The organism is Acetohalobium arabaticum DSM 5501, assembly GCF_000144695.1.
In the GTDB taxonomy this organism is placed as follows: Bacteria; Bacillota; Halanaerobiia; order Halobacteroidales; family Acetohalobiaceae; genus Acetohalobium; species Acetohalobium arabaticum.
Window position 1 is genome coordinate 2,345,226 of sequence record NC_014378.1, and the last position, 18,497, is coordinate 2,363,722.

At 37.7% G+C, this 18,497-nt stretch carries 18 protein-coding genes; all 18 read right to left on the reverse strand.

Features of this window, described 5'->3' with window-relative positions; all coding sequences use genetic code 11:
- Window positions 1-26: 26 nt before the first annotated feature.
- A complete protein-coding gene (locus acear_RS11335; RefSeq protein WP_013279160.1) occupies window positions 27-1,082 on the reverse strand; it encodes an L-threonylcarbamoyladenylate synthase in 1,056 nt (351 codons plus the stop codon).
- Window positions 1,069-1,992: a peptide chain release factor N(5)-glutamine methyltransferase gene (gene prmC, locus acear_RS11340; RefSeq protein WP_013279161.1), complete on the reverse strand. Its 924-nt coding sequence runs from the start codon at window positions 1,990-1,992 to the stop codon at window positions 1,069-1,071. The genes acear_RS11335 and prmC overlap by 14 nt, the downstream gene beginning before the upstream one ends.
- Window positions 1,993-2,010: 18 nt before the next feature.
- Window positions 2,011-3,090 carry a peptide chain release factor 1 gene (prfA, locus tag acear_RS11345; protein WP_013279162.1) on the reverse strand — a complete coding sequence of 360 codons (1,080 nt, stop codon included), beginning with the start codon at window positions 3,088-3,090 and terminating at the stop codon, window positions 2,011-2,013.
- Between the two features lie 149 nt (window positions 3,091-3,239).
- On the reverse strand, window positions 3,240-4,130 hold the full coding sequence (locus acear_RS11350; RefSeq protein ID WP_013279163.1) for a DUF1385 domain-containing protein: 891 nt from the start codon (window positions 4,128-4,130) through the stop codon (window positions 3,240-3,242).
- Between the two features lie 58 nt (window positions 4,131-4,188).
- The gene (gene rpmE, locus acear_RS11355) at window positions 4,189-4,386 is read right to left on the reverse strand and encodes a 50S ribosomal protein L31 (RefSeq protein WP_013279164.1); all 198 of its coding nucleotides are present in this window, start codon (window positions 4,384-4,386) and stop codon (window positions 4,189-4,191) included.
- A gap of 72 nt (window positions 4,387-4,458) precedes the next feature.
- Window positions 4,459-5,715, reverse strand: a complete 1,257-nt coding sequence (rho, locus tag acear_RS11360) for a transcription termination factor Rho (RefSeq protein WP_013279165.1) — start codon at window positions 5,713-5,715, stop codon at window positions 4,459-4,461.
- 348 nt (window positions 5,716-6,063) lie between these two features.
- Complete coding sequence (locus tag acear_RS11365; RefSeq protein WP_013279166.1) at window positions 6,064-6,915, reverse strand: class II fructose-1,6-bisphosphate aldolase; 852 nt, start codon at window positions 6,913-6,915, stop codon at window positions 6,064-6,066.
- 36 nt (window positions 6,916-6,951) lie between these two features.
- Entirely contained in the window at window positions 6,952-7,584 is a 633-nt protein-coding gene (locus acear_RS11370; RefSeq protein ID WP_013279167.1) for a hypothetical protein, read from the reverse strand.
- 67 nt (window positions 7,585-7,651) lie between these two features.
- Window positions 7,652-8,206 carry a hypothetical protein gene (locus tag acear_RS11375; protein WP_013279168.1) on the reverse strand — a complete coding sequence of 185 codons (555 nt, stop codon included), beginning with the start codon at window positions 8,204-8,206 and terminating at the stop codon, window positions 7,652-7,654.
- Between the two features lie 108 nt (window positions 8,207-8,314).
- Window positions 8,315-9,907 carry a CTP synthase gene (locus tag acear_RS11380; protein WP_013279169.1) on the reverse strand — a complete coding sequence of 531 codons (1,593 nt, stop codon included), beginning with the start codon at window positions 9,905-9,907 and terminating at the stop codon, window positions 8,315-8,317.
- A 46-nt stretch (window positions 9,908-9,953) separates the two neighbouring features.
- Window positions 9,954-11,639, reverse strand: a complete 1,686-nt coding sequence (argS, locus tag acear_RS11385; protein WP_013279170.1) for an arginine--tRNA ligase — start codon at window positions 11,637-11,639, stop codon at window positions 9,954-9,956.
- A complete protein-coding gene (locus acear_RS11390) occupies window positions 11,632-12,057 on the reverse strand; it encodes a YwiB family protein (protein WP_049772676.1) in 426 nt (141 codons plus the stop codon). Before acear_RS11390 ends, argS begins: the two co-directional genes overlap by 8 nt.
- A gap of 86 nt (window positions 12,058-12,143) precedes the next feature.
- Window positions 12,144-12,599: a DUF441 domain-containing protein gene (locus acear_RS11395; protein ID WP_013279172.1), complete on the reverse strand. Its 456-nt coding sequence runs from the start codon at window positions 12,597-12,599 to the stop codon at window positions 12,144-12,146.
- Between the two features lie 75 nt (window positions 12,600-12,674).
- Window positions 12,675-13,754, reverse strand: a complete 1,080-nt coding sequence (locus tag acear_RS11400) for a hypothetical protein (protein ID WP_013279173.1) — start codon at window positions 13,752-13,754, stop codon at window positions 12,675-12,677.
- A gap of 63 nt (window positions 13,755-13,817) precedes the next feature.
- Window positions 13,818-14,774 (reverse strand): acyl-CoA dehydratase activase, encoded by a 957-nt coding sequence (locus tag acear_RS11405; protein ID WP_013279174.1) that lies wholly within the window; start codon window positions 14,772-14,774, stop codon window positions 13,818-13,820.
- A complete protein-coding gene (locus tag acear_RS11410) occupies window positions 14,771-15,856 on the reverse strand; it encodes a hypothetical protein (protein WP_013279175.1) in 1,086 nt (361 codons plus the stop codon). Before acear_RS11410 ends, acear_RS11405 begins: the two co-directional genes overlap by 4 nt.
- Window positions 15,853-16,830 carry an acyl-CoA dehydratase activase-related protein gene (locus acear_RS11415; RefSeq protein WP_013279176.1) on the reverse strand — a complete coding sequence of 326 codons (978 nt, stop codon included), beginning with the start codon at window positions 16,828-16,830 and terminating at the stop codon, window positions 15,853-15,855. Before acear_RS11415 ends, acear_RS11410 begins: the two co-directional genes overlap by 4 nt.
- 197 nt (window positions 16,831-17,027) lie before the next feature.
- Window positions 17,028-18,359, reverse strand: coding sequence for a type I glutamate--ammonia ligase (gene glnA / locus acear_RS11420; RefSeq protein ID WP_013279177.1), 1,332 nt, complete (start codon window positions 18,357-18,359; stop codon window positions 17,028-17,030).
- Window positions 18,360-18,497 lie beyond the last annotated feature (138 nt).

Genomic DNA, 18,497 nt, shown 5'->3' on the forward strand with positions numbered 1-18,497 from the left:
ACTGTTAAAATCATAAAATAAGCAGCCTATACCCTAATCACCTGATAGCCAGCAGCTTTTCGTAATCTATTCATAATAGCTAAGCCTAATCCCTGGTTAGATACTCCTTCTATTAATATAATGTCTACTCCTGAGTCATCAAAGCTGCGCAAAAGCCTAAATAGATTAGCACTTATAACCGATAATTTATCTCTACTTCCCATAACCTGGACTTGGCCTGCAGTATAGAAGTTACTATTCTCCTCTGTAGCCATAATTCCAACCTGATATCCTTCAGCCAAGTATTCATCGGCTAATTTAGTAATCTTGTGGGCTATTCTTTCAGCTTCTCCCTCTACTAAGATCACATCTGCTTCTGGCGAATAATGTTTGTACTTCATGCCGGGAGCTAAAGCTGATTTATTTTCTGATTCTAGCTCGGCTTTAACAGCTGAATCAATATCAACCTCACCCAATACCTCTGTCAGTTCCTGATAGGTAATACCGCCAGGCCTAAGCAGAGTAGGTCGATCTTCAACTAAACTGATAACTGTAGATTCAACACCGACTCCAGTCTGTCCGCCGTCAATTATAGCTTCGATTCTACCACCCAGATCAGTAACAACATGCTGGGCTAAAGTCGGACTTGGACGGCCGGATAGATTAGCACTAGGAGCAGCTACTGGCAGTTGACAGCGATTCAATAAATCTAAGGCTACTTTATGATCAGGCAGTCTAACTGCTATCGTATCAAGACCGCCAGTAGTTATATCAGGAACTATCTCCTTCTTCTTTAAGACTAAAGTTAAAGGGCCCGGCCAGAATCTATCACTCAATAATTTAACCTGGTTCGGTACTTTTAATACTAATTTATCTAATTGTGATAAAGAAGCTATATGTACTATTAATGGATTATCTGCCGGTCTTCCTTTAGCAGTAAAGATTTTATTCACTGCTTCAGCATCTAAAGCATTAGCCCCTAATCCATAAACAGTCTCTGTTGGAAAGGCTACTAATCCTCCATCTGTCAAGATACTGCTGCATTCCGAAATAGCATTTCTATCATCTAAATTGAATAACCTTGTCCCCTTAATTACTTCCATTGAACCTACTACCCTTCCTTCCATCTAAAGCCTTTTCTCCTAAGATAACTCTAGGAACCTCAGCATAATCATCAATAACTGTTAAATTAATAAAATTATTTTCTTCAAGCAGTTGATAAACAGATTTTGACTGCTGATTTCCAACTTCAAATCCTATTATCCCTCCATCTGTCAGTAGCTGTTCGGTCTCAGAAATGATCTGACGGTAAAAGTCAATCCCATTTTCTCCAGCTTTAAGGGCAATCTCTGGTTCATACTGCAGTTCCGGCTCTAATTCCTGCAACTCTTTATCGGCTATATAAGGGGGATTAGAGATAATAATATCAGGCTTTAAATTCAGTTCTTTAACTGGATTTAAAAGATCTCCCACCAAAAACTGAATTTGATTCTGAACCTGGTGTAATTTGGCATTATCTTTAGCTACTGCAAGAGCCTCTTGTGAAACATCAGTTCCAATATAATTAATCTCAAGCGGAACATCTGCTAATTCTTTGGCTAAACTGATAATAATAGCTCCGCTGCCGGTACAGAGATCAATAACTGTCAATTTTTCTCTTTTATCGGCTAATTTATTAACTCTTTGGATTACAGCTTCCACTAAGTGTTCTGTTTCCGGTCTTGGAATCAATACATCCTCATTAACCTTAAATTTCAATGACATAAATTCCTGATAACCGATTATATAGGCTACCGGCATCCGCTTAGCCCGCTGAATCACCCGCTGGCGGTATTGATTGATCTCTACTTCAGTTAAAGGACGGTCGAAGTTAACATACAGCTTAATGCGCTCCATATCCAATAAATCTGCTAATAATACCTCAGCATCCAGGCGGGCTGTTTCAATCCCATGCTCTTTAAAGTAATCAGTAGTTTTCTTTAAAATCTTCTTAATTGTCAACCGTTCTGTCAACCTATGCCACCTACTTCCTTAACTATACATCTGTTCTAACTTCTCAGTCTGATCGGCTGTTACTAATTCATCTACCAGTTCATCGATCTCTCCATCAAGAATACTCTCCATCTGGTGAGTAGTTAAATTAATTCTGTGGTCTGTAATTCTTCCTTGAGGAAAGTTATAGGTTCTAATCCGTTCACTTCTACCGCCGCTTCCAATCTGCATCTTACGCTTTTCTGCCTCTTCAGCCTGCTTTTCTGCTTCTATCTTTTCCTGAATTCTGGATCTTAAAACCCGCATTGCCTTTCTTTTATTCTTATGCTGGGACTTTTCATCCTGACAGGAAACTACAACCCCTGTCGGTTCATGAGTAATCCTGACAGCTGAATCAGTAGTATTTACACTCTGGCCGCCGGGACCGCTGGAACGATAGGTCTCAATCGTTAAGTCATTCTGATTAATCTCGATATCCACATCTTCTGCCTCCGGCAGTACAGCAACTGTTGCCGTAGAAGTATGGATCCGACCGCTTGATTCAGTCTCCGGTACTCGCTGTACACGATGTACACCGCTTTCATACTTCAGACGGCTGTAGGCTCCTTTCCCTTCGACTACAAAGATCATCTCTTTAAAACCTCCTACCTCTGAAGAACTAGAACTCATTATATCCACATCCCAGTCCTGCTTTTCAGCATAACGAGAATACATCCGATAAAGCTCTCCAGCAAATAAGGCAGCTTCATCACCCCCGGTACCAGCTCTAATCTCAACAATAACATTCTTCTCATCATTAGGATCTTCAGGAATTAACATTAGCGGTAGTTCTTCTTCTAATTTTTCCTGCTTAGGCTCTAATTCTGCTAATTCCATCTTTGCCAGCTCAACAGCTTCTTCATCATCTTCCATCTCTAACAGTTCTTTAGCTTCTTCAATTTCAGCCATTATCTCTTTATATTTTCTATACTTTTTTACTAATTTCTTAAGTTCAGCATGCTCTTTCGATAATTTTTGGAACTTACTCTGATTATTGATCACTTCTGGATCACTTAACATCTTCTGTAATTTTTCATATCTAGCTTCTGCATCATCTAATGCTTCCTTACAATCAAGCATAAATCAACCTGCTTATTAACTAAACTGGCAGGTCTTTTCACCTCCATTATTAATTTTAAATCTCTGCTTACTTTTTACCCACTATTTATATATTTTATCATTACTCATTTAGTAATTCAAAATTTAATCTAAGATAAAGAAGGGGGGGATTATGATGATTCCTCTAATTCCAAAACCCCTTTTAGTGCCTTAATAGCTACTTCCAGCTGCTTATCATCCGGCTCTCTAGTAGTTAACTTCTGCAGCCAAAGACCCGGTGTAGCAATTAATTTAATTATTGGATTAGCATCCTCTTTACCAGCCAATTTAATGATTTCATAAGAAAGTCCAGCTACCACTGGAAGTAAAGCGATATGGATTAGGATTCGATTTAGTAATGAAGGCCGTCCAAAAAAGGAGAATAATAGAACGCTTGTGATCATCACTATCAACAGAAAATTAGTTCCGCAGCGCGGATGAAGTGTGCTATACTGCCGGGCATTATCTATACTCAAAGGTAAGTCCGCCTCATAATTATAAATCACCTTATGCTCTGCTCCGTGGTACTGAAAAACGCGGTTAATATCATTTAAACGAGAAATACCAATTATATACAGTAAAAAGACTGTAACTTTGATAACTCCTTCAATGAAATTTAAAACTAAATCAGATCCAACATACTGCTGAATAAACTTGATTGCCGTTGCTGGTAATACAACAAATAATAAAATAGCCAGTCCTAAAGCAGTACCGATAGTAAGAATCAACTCCCAGGTCGATAGTTCTTCTTCCTCTTCTTCTTCGGCTACCTGATTGGCAGAAAAAGTCAAAGCCTTCATTCCCATAATTAAGGATTCAAAAAGAGAAACAACTCCGCGAATAAAAGGCCTTTCCAAAATAGAATATCTATCACTGACAGAATCTACTTCTTCAGTATGAAGCACGATATCATCTTCATTCTTTCTAACAGCAATAGCCAAGTTATCGCTGCCACGCATCATTACTCCTTCAATAACTGCCTGACCGCCGTATTGATGATTACACTGCTGCTTATCTGTCATCCTATTCCTCCTTACCTAAAGAAAATAGCAGAGCATAATGCTCTGCCGATTATCATTATTAAAGATCATATTTTTCCTTGAATCTTTCAATCCTACCGCCGCGAGTATTCTGTTTCTGCTTGCCAGTATAGAAAGAATGACAATTAGAACAGACTTCTACCCTCAGATCACCTTTAGTACTCTTAGTTTTAAATGTTTCACCACAAGCACAAGTAATTGTTGCTTCCTTATATTCTGGATGAATATCCTTCTGCATCTTTCATCACCTCTTCCTTTTTTGCTCCAGTTTCGACTGTCACATTATAACATAGTTATTACCAAATTTCAATTATTTCTTACCAAAGGCCTTCTGGAGGGAATTTAACATCTGCTGATTGGAATCAGTACTCTTGATATGTTTAATAAAGGAGCTGATTACCTCGGATTTGGAAAGATCAGTAATCTCTCTACGCAGTGTCCACATAGTATTTAGCTCTGAATCTCCCAATAATAACTCTTCTTTTCTAGTTCCAGAAAGCTGAACATTTATAGCCGGGAAGAGTCTCTTTTCAGCCAAGGTTCGGTCTAAGTGAAGTTCCATATTTCCGGTACCCTTAAATTCTTCATAAATTACATCATCCATTCTGCTTCCTGTCTCCACTAAAGCAGTCGCCAGGATCGTCAAACTGCCGCCTTCCTCTATATTTCTAGCAGCTCCAAAGAAACGCTTCGGTTTATGAAGGGCTGTAGGATCTAAACCACCAGATAACGTACGGCCGCTGGAAGGTACATTTACATTATAAGCGCGAGCCAAACGCGTAATACTGTCTAAAAGAATAACTACATCCTTCTTCTGCTCTACTAACCTTTTGGCCTTCTTTAATACAAGTTCAGAAACTTTAATATGATTCTTCGGCGGCTCATCAAAAGTAGAACTAATTACCTCCGCATCCACTGACCGCTTCATATCAGTTACTTCTTCTGGGCGTTCATCAATCAGCAGAATCATTAATTTAGATTCCGGTGATTCTTTAACAATGCTATTTGCTACCTTTTTTAGCAATACTGTCTTACCGGCCTTAGGAGGAGCAACGATTAATCCGCGCTGTCCTTTACCTACCGGAGCTATCAAATCCATTAATCGAGTCGATACATCGCTGGGGTTGTCCTCTAATACAATTCTCTCCTGAGGATAGAGAGGAGTCAAATCTTCAAAATAAGCCCGCTCTGAAGCCAATTCTGGATCCTCGTAATTAACAGCCTCTATTCGCAATAAAGCAAAATATCGCTCATTGTCTTTAGGTTTTCTAACCTGGCCGGAGACTACATCACCGGTCCTTAAATCAAACCGCTTTATCTGTGATGCAGAAATATAGATATCATCAGTACTCGGTAGATATTTAGAAGGACGTAAGAAACCATACCCGTCAGGCAGGATTTCTAAAACCCCTTCAGCAAAAATCAGACCTCCATTTTCAGTTTCAGCCTTTAAAATTTCAAAGATTAATTCCTTCTTCTTTAAGCGGGTATAACCACTAATTTCTAGATCTTTAGCTACTTCATGTAATTCAGTAATCGTCTTCTCTTGCAATTCAGCTATATTCATTCCTTAAACTGCCTCCCCTTACACTTCAAAAATATTTCCAATATTAAAAAATCTACACCAATAAATAAATGTTTTTCATTAATATACGAAGAATTAAATAGGACACTAACTCATATAGGCAAGCAAAATAATAATCCTTCCTAAGTTGATACCAATAAGCTCGAGGTCATTAATAAGAAAATAACTATCTGAGATGCCAAAAGCATTATAAGTAGAGATCAACCTTGTACTGCGGATTTTACAGTAAATTATATCCTAATTTTCTTTGAAAGTCAACTATCATCAGTTAATAGAACAAAATTTAGGGACAGAATCATCTCCTGTCCCTAAATCCATTCCTATCTGTTATTATGCTTTATTATGACTACCAAATAATCTAATCTTTTCTATTACTTTCTCTTTCATCGCTTCCCGGGATGGACCGCAGATCTTACGTGGATCATAGACATCAGGATCCTCTAATACCTGGCGCGTCTTAGCAGTAAATGCCTGCTGAAAAGCTGTATTAACATTAATTTTATTAATTCCTAACTCAATAGCTTCAGCAATATCCTCATCAGATACACCAGAAGCACCATGTAAAACCAGCGGAACCGCTACTTTTTGATTAATATTATCCAGACGTTCAAAATCCAACTCCGGCTCTCCTTTATAGACGCCGTGAGCAGTTCCAATAGCAACAGCTAAAGCATCTACTCCTGTCTTATCTACAAACTCTACTGCTTCCTCTGGATTTGTCAAAGTAGCATCTTGATCTTCAACTTCTTTATCATCCTCAGCTCCACCGAGCATACCTAATTCTGCCTCAACACTGACTCCTACAGCAGAAGCAGCCTCAATAACTTTATTGGTTAAAGCTATATTTTCTTCAAAAGGCAGTTCAGAACCATCAATCATTACCGAAGAAAAACCATTTCTAATACACTGGATTACCTTTTCAAAACTGCCGCCGTGGTCTAAATGAAAAGCTACCGGCACTGAAGCCTTTTCACCTGCTGCTTTAGCCATAGCTACAGCATATTCCATATCAATATAGCGAATTGCTCCTTCGCTGGCCTGTAAAATAACCGGTGAATTCTCTTCTTCGGCTGCTTCAATAATGGCCTGTAGGGCTTCTAGATTATTCATATTAAAACCACCAACAGCATATCCCTCTTCATTTGCCTTTGTTAGAATATCACTCATAGGTACTAATGACATTTTTATTCCTCCCTCTATAGATTTATAGAGTTAAGCTTAATTCTTCTCTAAAGCACTGACTACTCCTTCTAACATCTCAATCTTTTTTATATTCTTTAAAAAGGTTAAGTCTTCCTCCGTTTCAGCATTAATAGTAATTAATCCATCACATTCTCTGCAGAATAGCTCAATTCTGCCAGGAAACATATCTATTTCAATATCTCTATTGCCACATTGGCAGAACAGATCTCCACTATCAGCAATATCGTAGAGTGAATTCAATGCTAATAACATAATATCAGAATTACTAAAGTAATTTTCAATCCCTATTTCGGAAAAGATTGAACCTAACTGTTTTTCTTCATCAATTAATTCTCGAATCTCTGCTTCAGATCCTAAATAACCAAGCTCTAAATCATTCTCCAGACAAGAAATTTCTTTTACTTCTGGACTCCATAATTCATTATTTCTATATGTAACTACATGTTCAGTTTCACAGACTAAACAAGCAAACTGCAGCCAATACTGTTTATAATTATTAGTTGTAATAGTCATTTTATTAAATCCACAGCTGCATTTTATTTCCAAACTATCCTGCCCCGAAAAATCAAATACAGTAAAAGGATGTAATTCTAATTCACCACAGATAGGACACCTTAAGGCTAAAGTAACTTTGTAGTCAAATAGCATCTCTTCAACCTCCTCTAGTATTTTATTCTCTATTAGATGAAAAAATTCCTTTAGATAACTGAAGATATTATTCAGCCTCTCCCCTATATTGATAATTTTTAACTTTAATTTTTCGGACTTTATCTTCCAATCCTAAAATAACTAATCCCTGATCTCCCGGCTGAAGTTCATCTATTTCAATCTGACTTCCATTGCGGATTAAAATTATCTCTTCCTGATAAGTAATGTCTAATACCTTATTGGAATTCAGGATATTTACTTTTAAGTTAGCTTTATCCTTGCTGACGGATCTAATCTCTATAGGTAACGCATCATATTCTGCTCGTACCTCTATTAAGTTTCCCTGATTATTCAATTTTATTACCGCCGGTTGAAAGTCTTCTTCAGTAACCGGCCTTAAAGCCTTTAAATTTACCTGGGAACCATTTAAGGATAGCTTTGTATGTAAATTAACCTGATACTCTTTAAGATCTCCGCTGCTTTTAAATAAAAAGCTTCCCTGCTGACTATTAACAGCTACTATCTCTCCTTTTAATCTTTGCTGAACCTCAGCAGCAACACTAACCTGAAACATAAATATTATTAATAAAGTAATAACTAATAACTTAATAAATAAGCGCATAGCAAGTCCCCTCCATTTCTCTGGTTTATTACTATGGTTTCCAAAAATAACCAGAATATACATGGAGGGGCTTATTAATTAATCTTTATTTTTGATAGATCCTCATCATTACTCCATAGTTGCTTCTACAAACTTTGTAAATAATGGATGGGGCCGATTGGGGCGCGATCTAAATTCAGGATGGAACTGGGTTGCCACAAACCAGGAATGATCTTCCAACTCAATAATCTCTACTAACTTATTATCAGGTGAAACACCGCTAAAGATCATTCCTGACTGTTCAAAGAGTTTGCGATAATAATTATTAAATTCATATCGATGGCGGTGGCGCTCATAAATAACCTCTTCATCATAGGCTTCATCAGTCAAAGTCCCTTCTTTAACCTTACATGGATAAGTCCCTAACCGCATAGTACCGCCTTTCTCTTCAATATCCTTCTGTTCCGGAAGAATATCAATTACTGGGTCAGGAGTAATATCATTAAATTCAGCACTATTGGCCTCCTGTAATCCACAGACATTTCGGGCAAACTCAATTACTGCACACTGCATTCCTAAACAGAGACCTAAAAAAGGAACATTTTCCTGGCGAGCATACTTAATTGAATTAATCTTTCCTTCAATTCCCCGGTCCCCAAAGCCGCCGGGTACTAGAATACCGTCTACCCCGGATAGGTATTCTGCAGCATCCTCCCCTTCTAAGTCCTCAGCATAGATCCATCTTATATTAATTTCAGCATCATTGACTATTCCAGCATGCTTCAGCGATTCAACAATACTTATATAGGCATCCTGTAGTTCAATATACTTACCAACAATTGCTATCTCAGTTTCACCACCCAGATTCTTCATTCTATCAACTAACTGCTTCCAATTATCCAGATCAGGCTTGTCAACATCAAGATTTAATCTATCAACAACTATATTGGCCAGCCCTTCTTTTTCGACAATTAAAGGAATCTCATAAATACAGTCAGCATCAATGAGAGGAATCACGGCTTCTTTTTCAATATCACAGAATAGAGCAATCTTATCCTTAACTTCCTGGGTTAACTGTCTATCGGCTCGACAGACAATAATATTAGGCTGAATCCCTACACTTCTTAATTCTTTAACACTATGTTGAGTCGGCTTCGTCTTTAATTCTCCAGCTGCTTCAAGATAGGGAATCAGAGTACAGTGGATATACATTACATTCTCTGCTCCTAGATCTCCTCTCAACTGTCTAATGGCTTCTACAAACGGCAGTCCTTCAATATCACCGATAGTACCGCCGATTTCAGTAATTACTACATCGGCATTGCTTTCCTTGCCGACTCTCGTTACTCGTTCTTTAATCTCATCAGTAATATGTGGAATCACCTGTACAGTTCCACCTAAATAATCGCCTCTCCGTTCTTTAGTAATTACTGACTGATAAATCTGGCCAGTAGTCACATTACAGTTCTTAGTTAAACTATTATCAATAAATCGTTCATAATGGCCTAAATCCAGATCAGTCTCTGCTCCATCCTCAGTTACAAATACTTCACCGTGCTGATAGGGGCTCATTGTTCCTGGATCGACATTTATATAGGGATCAAATTTCTGAATTCTTACATTTAATCCTCTAGATTTCAACAATCTTCCTAACGAAGCAGCTGTTATTCCTTTGCCTAAAGAAGAAACGACACCTCCAGTTACGAAGATATACTTTGTCATAAAAACACTCCCTTATTTTCCTAATTTAGATTATTAGATTAATGAATTACATACTTTCTGGAGCAGAAACTCCTAATATATTCAATAGATTAGATAATACCTGCTTTACAGCTAAGACTAGCTGGAGTCTAGCCTGCATCACTTCTTCATCCTGGATTAAAACATGGCATTTATTATAAAAACTATGAAACTGGGCTGCTAATTCATAAGCATACCGCGCCATATGATGGGGTTCTCTACTTTTAGCACTTTCAGCTAGTTCTTCAGGATAATCTCCTAACTTCTGGATTAAGTCCAACTCTACTTCAGTATCGAGTCTTTCTAAATCTACTCCTGATACATCTTCTATCTTGATCTCTTCTTTTTTAATCTGATCTAAAATACTGCAGATTCTAGCATGGGCATACTGAATATAATAGACAGGATTTTCAGCAGACTCTTCTTTAGCTAAATCGAGATCAAAATCTAGATGGCTGTCAGTACTACGCATTACATAAAAATAGCGGGCAGCATCACATCCTACTTCATCAACTACATCCCTTAAAGTAATAAAGTCTCCAGCCCGTTTGGACATTGAAACCTGTTTACCGTCCCGCAGCAAAGTAACCATCTGAACTATAATCACCTTCAACATTTCAGGGCTATATCCTAAGGCTTCAACTGCTGCCTTCATTCGGGCAATATAGCCGTGGTGGTCTGCTCCCCAGACATTGATTACTTCCTCAAACCCTCGCTGATACTTATTATCATGATAGGCTATATCGGCAGCTAAATAAGTAGGAACACCATTATCTTTGATAACAACTCGATCTTTATCATCACCAAAGTCTGTGGACTTAAGCCATAAAGCTCCTTCTTCTTCATATAAATAACCGTCTTCTTTTAATTGGGCAACTACTTCTCCAATCTTATCTTCTTGATGCAACTTTCGTTCACTAAACCAGTTATCAAACTCAATTCCAAAAGCCTGTAGATCAGCTTTAATATTGGCCAACAGCTGCTCATAGGCAAATTCTCTAAAGAATTCATAATTCCCATCTTGAACATCAGTTAAATACTTATCACCATATTCAGTTTCAATTTTAGCTGCTATCTTCTCAATATAGTCTCCTTGATAGGAATTTTCCGGCATTGTGATATCGGCTCCTAATAATTCTTGGTAGCGTAAAGCAACTGACTTTCCTAATAGCTCCATCTGATTACCGGCATCATTGATATAATACTCTTTAGCTACATCAAAACCAGCTGCTGACATAATATTCCCTAACACATCACCAGCAACTGCCCCGCGGCCGTGTCCTACATGCAAAGGACCGGTAGGGTTAGCACTGACAAATTCTATCTGCACCTTCTTTCCATTACCAAAATTACTTTTACCATAATCCTCTTTTTCATTTAAAACCGTTTCAATGATCTGGTATAACCATTCATCAACCAAGTAAAAATTAATAAAGCCCGGGCCGGCTATCTCTACCTTAGAAACTAACTCAAGCTCAGCTAAATTATCAACTATAACCTGAGCAATATCTCTAGGCGCCATCCCGGCTTGTCCAGCCAATACCATAGCAATATTAGTAGCATAATCACCGTGACCCTCTTCCCGCGGAACTTCCAGCATAACATCATCCGGCGGATTATCTAAATTCAAAATTTCCTCATCTACAGCTCGTCTAATTGCATCCTTAATCTCTATAATTAAATCATCTCTAATCTCACTGACTATATTAGACATTCAAACCCTCCTTATAAGTAATAAGTAACTGATTCTGACTAACCAATTTATCTCTATCTTTTAAAGTATATTTTAATTCAATCCTGCCCTGCTTAGCTGCTGTTTCAATATAAACCTGCTCTACTGTTAGGTTAAACTCTAATTTGCCATAAGGAGTTTGATAGCTAAAAGAACCAGTCTCTCCTGCTACAAAGTCCTGTTTCATTCGAACAGCACCATCACGAATCAAAGTTAAGACATCATCCTTAATCTTCAGCGTAGTAGTCACTGCTTGATCAGTTCCTAATTCTTCTTCATACCGTAAGTAATAACTAAACTTTTTCTGATAAAGACTGCCTTTAGTTGTAAAAGAGATCTCTTCTTTCTTACCTGTTTCATCAATTTGAATACTTTCAACATTAACTACTACCGACTCCAAAGTATCTACCTCCATCTTAGCTCCAACATTATTACATTATATCTGGTCAATTATCTTTTTGCAAGCAATTTATCAAATTTCACCACCTAACTTAAGAATCTAAAAATCTTAATTAAAAAAGCTGTAATACCGCTGGCAATTATAGGGCCGCTGGGTACTCCACCGAAGAAAGCAATGCCCAGAATAATTCCTACAACTAAATTAGGCACTACTTCTGGAGTAGTATTCATCAGATTAAGCCCATCTCTAGTAAGTAAAGTAACTATAATTCCCATTCCAACTCCGATCACACCTAAAGGAGTCTTAATAGTCTCTTTAATCTGTAGTAAATCTAATTCTCCAGTGGCTACCGGAGTTAAAATTCCTAACATAATTAACATAATGCCTACCTTGACACTATACTGTTCAACTACCGGCAGCCAATGATCCAATTTTAAATTTTTTAAGCCAAATAAGATAAGAGCAGAAATAATTAAGGCATGGTCCTTGGATAATAAACCCAAAATAAATAAAATAATCAGTATTAAATTGGTCTGTGACATTGTTAAGCTCCCTTCTCATTTAAGAAATTTCATAAATAACAGAATTAAAACATTCCTCATTATATCAGGAATGCTTTAATTAGAAATAGTATTCTGTTTTCTGCGCTGTAATAAATCAACAAAAGCCTCTAACCGCGTCTGTACTCCAGCAGCACTGGAATGTTCATCCACAACTAAAGTCAAAGTAGGAATTCCTAAATCCTGTTCAATTTCTGTTAAAGCACTTTGAGCAACAATTTCAGGCATACAGCCAAAAGGAGCCAGCTGCAATACGCCATCATAATCCTGGTGACTATATAATACTGTTTCACCTACTGTTTCAAGACCCAACCCGCCAACTCCTATTTTAAGATAATCTCGAGCTGCTTTATTTACTTTACGATTTTTATTTAGACCTAATCCTCCATAGATTAAATTTTCCTTTATCCAGTTACTTAAAAAAACCCCGCGGTTAACTACAGCACCTAGCTGATTCAATCTTCGTTCTATATCCAGATTAGCAAAAGGTTCTAATACTGTATAGATATCACCGACTAAGCCTATCTTTACATTAGCAGAATCCCTTTCTGAAACCAGGCTATTTAATTCTGATTTAAATTTCCTTTTAATTCCGGTTAATTCTTTATTAGCTTCAGCCTCTGCAACCAGCTGTAGATACTTATTATCTAGCCTACGGCTTCTTTCTCTACTCAATCCGACACCTAATTGTAGCCTATACTTTTTTAACTTTTCAATTATAATTAACTTATTCCAGGCCAACCGCAGAGCAGATAAAGCCTTCAACCAGCTGAAATCAGAAGATAATTCAGTTATAGTCTCCAGAATGGAACTTATAGGCGGCTCTAAAATATAAAGTTTGAACTCATAACCTAAATCCTTCAAAATTTCTTCAGCTAATTCTCCAAAATGACCAAAACGACAGGGCCCATTTCCTCCAGCTATCATTAACACTTCGGCACCTTCTTCTAAAGCTTCAATGAAATTGCCTAACACCAGCTTAAATGGTAAGCAGGATGATTCAGGAGCATACCGAACCCCTAAATTAAGAGTCCTTTCCGTTAAAGGCGGCGGTGATAAAGTATCTATTCCAAGCTTATCAAATAAACTTTCCAGCGGAATATTCAAATCCCCCATCTGGGGAAAGGTTACTAGCATTCTCCTCTTCCTCCAATTAATTTTTTCTTTATTATTAACAATTAATTGGAGGAATATGTACCTTTAAATCAAATCCCACTTATTACATTTATAACCCCAGCGGGCAATTAACTCCCCCTCCATTCTGATCTCAATTACTTCACATAAATTTGAACAGCCGTCACACTCAAAACTGAAAGGAGTATAATCTACATCGGTTATCTTCAAACCTTCAAAGTTAGTCTCTTTATTACTGTAATTCACTTCTTCCTTAGCTAAAAGGCCTGCTCCAATGGCTCCCATGACCTCATGATGCTCCGGAACCGTTACTTCAGTTTCTAGAGCCTCTTCAAATGCCTGTTTAATGCCATCATTGGCAGCGACCCCTCCCTGAAAGATAATTGGTTCTCGAATCTCTTTACCCTGTCCTACATTATTCAAGTAATTTCTAACTAAAGCTTCACATAATCCAGCAATAATATCCTCTACATTATGTCCCATCTGCTGTTTATGAATCATATCGGATTCAGCAAAGACAGAACAGCGGCCGGCAATCCGGACTTTATTATTTGATTTAAGGGCTAATTTACCAAAGTCTTCAATAGGAATTCCCAACCTGGAGGCCTGCTGGTCTAAGAAAGAACCGGTTCCTGCTGCACAGACAGTATTCATCGCAAAATCAACCACTATTCCATCTCTCAAAATAGTTAATTTAGAATCCTGCCCGCCAATCTCCAGTACTGTCCGCACCTCAGGTAGAATATGGGAAGCAGCAACAGCATGGGCTGTAATTTCATTCTTAATTGTATCTGCTCCCACAATAACACCGATTAAATTCCGCCCGCTACCGGTAGTTCCTACACCTGCAATCTCTAAATCATCCGGCAGACTCTGGCTCAAATCTTTCAACCCCTGCTGTACCACTTCAATAGGTTGTCCTTTAGTCCGTAAATATGATTTCTTAATTACCTCACCATCAGTATCAAGGATTACTATATTGATACTAACTGAACCAACATCTATTCCTAAATAACCCTTCATGGAAGCTCCCTCCTATTTCTATCTCTTTTTCTAGCTAATAGATCTACAAAAGCCTCAAGCCGAGTAACAGTTCCAGCTTTACCTGTCTTTTCATCTAGAAAAAGAGTCAAAAATGGAATATTATAATCTTTGCTTACCTGAGGCAGAATACTTTTAGCAACAATTTCCGGAATACAGGTGAAGGGGGCTAGCTGAATTACACCATCAAAACCATTCTTGGCATACAGTACAGTATTGCCGATAGATTCCTGGCCGTGGCCTCCTACTAACTGATCTAAGTAAGGCTTGGCAGCCTCTTCTACCGTTTCTTCAGCAGGCATGAAGAAGGTGTGCTCCTTTGTCCAGTCTGTTAAATAAATAGAACTGTCAACTTCAACTCCCATCTCTCCTAGTGTTTCTTCTATCTCTAAATTAGCTGACGGTTCAAGCACAACATATATCTCACCTACAAGTCCGATCTTTAATGGTTCGTAATCTTCCTCCTGCTCAACATTCTGAAGTAGCCTGATCCCTTCTTCTTTAGCCTCTTTAATCTCAGCTACTGTTGCTGCTGTTCTGATTATCTCTTTAGCTTTATCAAAGGCCTCTGTAGCAGCACCTTGATCCAATTCTCTAGGCCGCACTTTATGGCTTAACCTTTCTATTTCATCCAGTGCTTTTAGCCGAGTCCAGCCCTTTCTTATTAGTTTCAGTATCTGCCACCAGGAGAGATCAGGCCCAGCTACCCGTCGAATATTAGTAATGAAATCACTGAAACCATCTGCCAGCGATTCAAAGACTACCATCTCAAAATCATAACCTAAATCACGCAAGATCTTCTCATGCAGCTGTCCATAATGGCCTGCTCTACAAGGGCCGTGACCACCGGAAGTAATAATCATTTCTGCTCCTTCTTCTAATGATTCTATATAAGTACCCAATAAAATCTTAAAGGGAATACAGGCAAATTCTGGAGCATACTTGGTTCCTAAAGTTAATGTTCGTTTACCCGGCGGTTTAACAACCGCCTTATGGCCTAACTCATCCATCAACGCCTTAAATACAATCTGGGAAGTTCCCATATACGGAAAGGTCACTTTCACTGCTTTCTCCCCCTTAAGTCTAACATATCAATAAACGCCTCTAATCTAGTAACTATTCCGGCCTCACCAGTATGTTCATCAACTGTCAAAGTCATAAAAGAAATATCATCCTTGTTCTTAGCTGCCAACTCAAGCAGTTCATCTACCATAAAGTCAGGACCACAACCAAAAGCGGTAACATGAATTAATCCATCTATTTCCCCTGCTTCATAATAATGATAACCGGCTTTAATCTTTTTATCACTCAAAGTCCAGAAGAGATCCTTCTTTAATTTTGGACTCTGTGCTGCTAATTCTTCTGCAGAAACCATATCCCCTGTAACTACTTCTACTCCTAAATCACGCAGTTTTCCAATCATATTAACTGAAATATGAGGATCATAAATAATATAGGGATAGCCTAGAACTGCAACCTTCAGCTTAGCCTGATTATTATCCAGCTCCACTTCTTCTCCCCTTAAACCTCTGATTGCTTCATCTACAGTATAGCCCTGCTGTAATAGGGATTGGAAATCACTAAAGTAGTGTCTGGCTTTAGAAAAAGCAGAATATATTTTAAAGGGGTTCTTAGTTAATCTAGCCCCTACCTGATAGAGCATTTTAATAAATTTAAATCTTCCTTGCCTAATATCCACCCGAGGAGAAATTATCTCTGGCAGCCCATCTAAGGTATTACGAACCATATCCGGTAGTCCTAAAAACTTAGGACAATAAACCTGTTCACCATTGGTGCTGACTAACCGAGGTAAAAAGAGATAATCAACTCTATCCTTCAGATTTAAAACATGCCCATGGAATAATTTGATAGGCACACAGGCATCATTAACCGTCTCTTTAACTCCATCATCAACTATATAGCGCGAAGTATTATCAGAAGTTATTACCTGAGCCCCTAATTCAGTAAAAAATTTCTCCCATAACGGATAATAGACATAATAAGATAAAGCTTTGGGGATGCCTATCTTAGCTGACATCTATCCTACCCCCTTTTAAATTAAAAAAATTTCATATTTGGGATAAACTTCGTTACTAACTATATAATATGCTTTTCAGTATTAATTATCAATTTTCCTGCCGATAAGATTAATATTTTTTCGATTAAACAAATTAAAACCAGACATTTAAAATTAAATGCCTGGTTTTGGTAAAGATATAATTTAAATTGTTAAACTTAAAATGTTTCTAAGTACTGGTCCAATTCCCATTGATGGACTTGATTACGGTAAACATTCCACTCAATTGTCTTTCCTTTGACAAAGTGAGTATAGGCATGCTCTCCTAAAGCAGACTTAATTACTTCATCCTGCTTTAATTGTCCCAAAGCAGACATTAAATCTCCCGGTAGACTATCGATTCCAGCTTCTTTCCTCTCAGCATCTGTCATATCATAAATATTATCCAATGTTTCTTCCCCAGGATCAATCTCATTCTTAATTCCATCTAATCCAGCCTTTAACATAACTGCCATGGCTAAATAAGGATTAGCTGCTGGATCAGGATTTCTCATTTCAACTCTAGTTCCTTCTCCTCTAGAAGCAGGAATTCTAACTAAAGCACTACGGTTAGCACTTGACCAAGCCATATAAACTGGAGCCTCATAGCCAGGTACTAATCGTTTATAAGAATTAATTGTTGGATTAGTAATTGCAGCAATAGCTTTGGCATGCTTCATTAATCCTCCAATATAGTGATAAGCTATTTTGCTTAATCCTAGCTCATCATCAGGATCATAAAAAGCATTTTCGCCATCTTTAAATAATGATTGATTCATATGCATTCCGGAACCATTTTCACCAAAGATCGGTTTCGGCATAAATGTAGCATGTAAACCATGCTCTTTAGCAATTGCCTTAGTTACAAATTTAAAGGTTGCTATATTATCAGCAGTCTTTAAAGCATCAGCATACTTAAAATCAATCTCATGTTGGCCAGGAGCAACTTCATGGTGGGAAGCTTCCACTTCAAAGCCCATTTCCTCTAAAGCCAATGAAATATCACGGCGAGTATTATAACCTAAATCTACTGGTGATAAATCAAAATAACCGCCCTTATCATGAGTTATAGTAGTTGGTTCTCCATTCTCATCTGTTTCAAATAAGAAAAACTCCGGTTCTGGACCAGCATACATCTCATAACCCATTTCTGCTGCTTCCTTAATTACTTTCTTAAGAATATTTCTAGGTCCTCCGGAGAATGGATTACCATCCGCATCATATACATCACAGATCAACCGAGCAACTGTTCCGCCTTCATTCGGACGCCAGGGAAAGATTGTAAATGTATCATAATCAGGTTCTAAATACATATCAGATTCTTGAATTCTAGTAAAGCCTTCAATCGATGATCCATCAAACATAGTATTACCCTCTAGTGCCTCTTCTAGCTGTTCTACTGTAATAGCTACATTCTTAGTAATCCCCAAAATATCTGTAAACTGCATTCTAATAAACTTTACATCTAACTCCTCTGCTTGCTGTAGAATATCTTCTTTAGTCAATGACATATTTATTCCTCCTAGATTTATATGCTAAATCTATTTTAACAGAGAAAAGATTGTATGTCAAATATATGTCAGGTTCTTTTACATATAATTTACACTAAATCTGCTAGCAGTTTAACTAAAGCCGGAGTTAAGTCTGTT

Excerpts from the sequence above, each read along its gene's own strand:
- acear_RS11335 (WP_013279160.1), bottom strand. The coding sequence starts at position 1,082 with ATGGAAGTAATTAAGGGGACAAGGTTATTCAATTTAGATGATAGAAAT.
- prfA (WP_013279162.1), bottom strand. The coding sequence starts at position 3,090 with ATGCTTGATTGTAAGGAAGCATTAGATGATGCAGAAGCTAGATATGAA.
- acear_RS11350 (WP_013279163.1), bottom strand. The coding sequence starts at position 4,130 with ATGACAGATAAGCAGCAGTGTAATCATCAATACGGCGGTCAGGCAGTT.
- rpmE (WP_013279164.1), bottom strand. The coding sequence starts at position 4,386 with ATGCAGAAGGATATTCATCCAGAATATAAGGAAGCAACAATTACTTGT.
- rho (WP_013279165.1), bottom strand. The coding sequence starts at position 5,715 with ATGAATATAGCTGAATTGCAAGAGAAGACGATTACTGAATTACATGAA.
- acear_RS11365 (WP_013279166.1), bottom strand. The coding sequence starts at position 6,915 with ATGTCATTAGTACCTATGAGTGATATTCTAACAAAGGCAAATGAAGAG.
- acear_RS11370 (WP_013279167.1), bottom strand. The coding sequence starts at position 7,584 with ATGCTATTTGACTACAAAGTTACTTTAGCCTTAAGGTGTCCTATCTGT.
- acear_RS11375 (WP_013279168.1), bottom strand. The coding sequence starts at position 8,206 with ATGCGCTTATTTATTAAGTTATTAGTTATTACTTTATTAATAATATTT.
- acear_RS11380 (WP_013279169.1), bottom strand. The coding sequence starts at position 9,907 with ATGACAAAGTATATCTTCGTAACTGGAGGTGTCGTTTCTTCTTTAGGC.
- argS (WP_013279170.1), bottom strand. The coding sequence starts at position 11,639 with ATGTCTAATATAGTCAGTGAGATTAGAGATGATTTAATTATAGAGATT.
- acear_RS11395 (WP_013279172.1), bottom strand. The coding sequence starts at position 12,599 with ATGTCACAGACCAATTTAATACTGATTATTTTATTTATTTTGGGTTTA.
- acear_RS11400 (WP_013279173.1), bottom strand. The coding sequence starts at position 13,754 with ATGCTAGTAACCTTTCCCCAGATGGGGGATTTGAATATTCCGCTGGAA.
- acear_RS11405 (WP_013279174.1), bottom strand. The coding sequence starts at position 14,774 with ATGAAGGGTTATTTAGGAATAGATGTTGGTTCAGTTAGTATCAATATA.
- acear_RS11415 (WP_013279176.1), bottom strand. The coding sequence starts at position 16,830 with ATGTCAGCTAAGATAGGCATCCCCAAAGCTTTATCTTATTATGTCTAT.
- glnA (WP_013279177.1), bottom strand. The coding sequence starts at position 18,359 with ATGTCATTGACTAAAGAAGATATTCTACAGCAAGCAGAGGAGTTAGAT.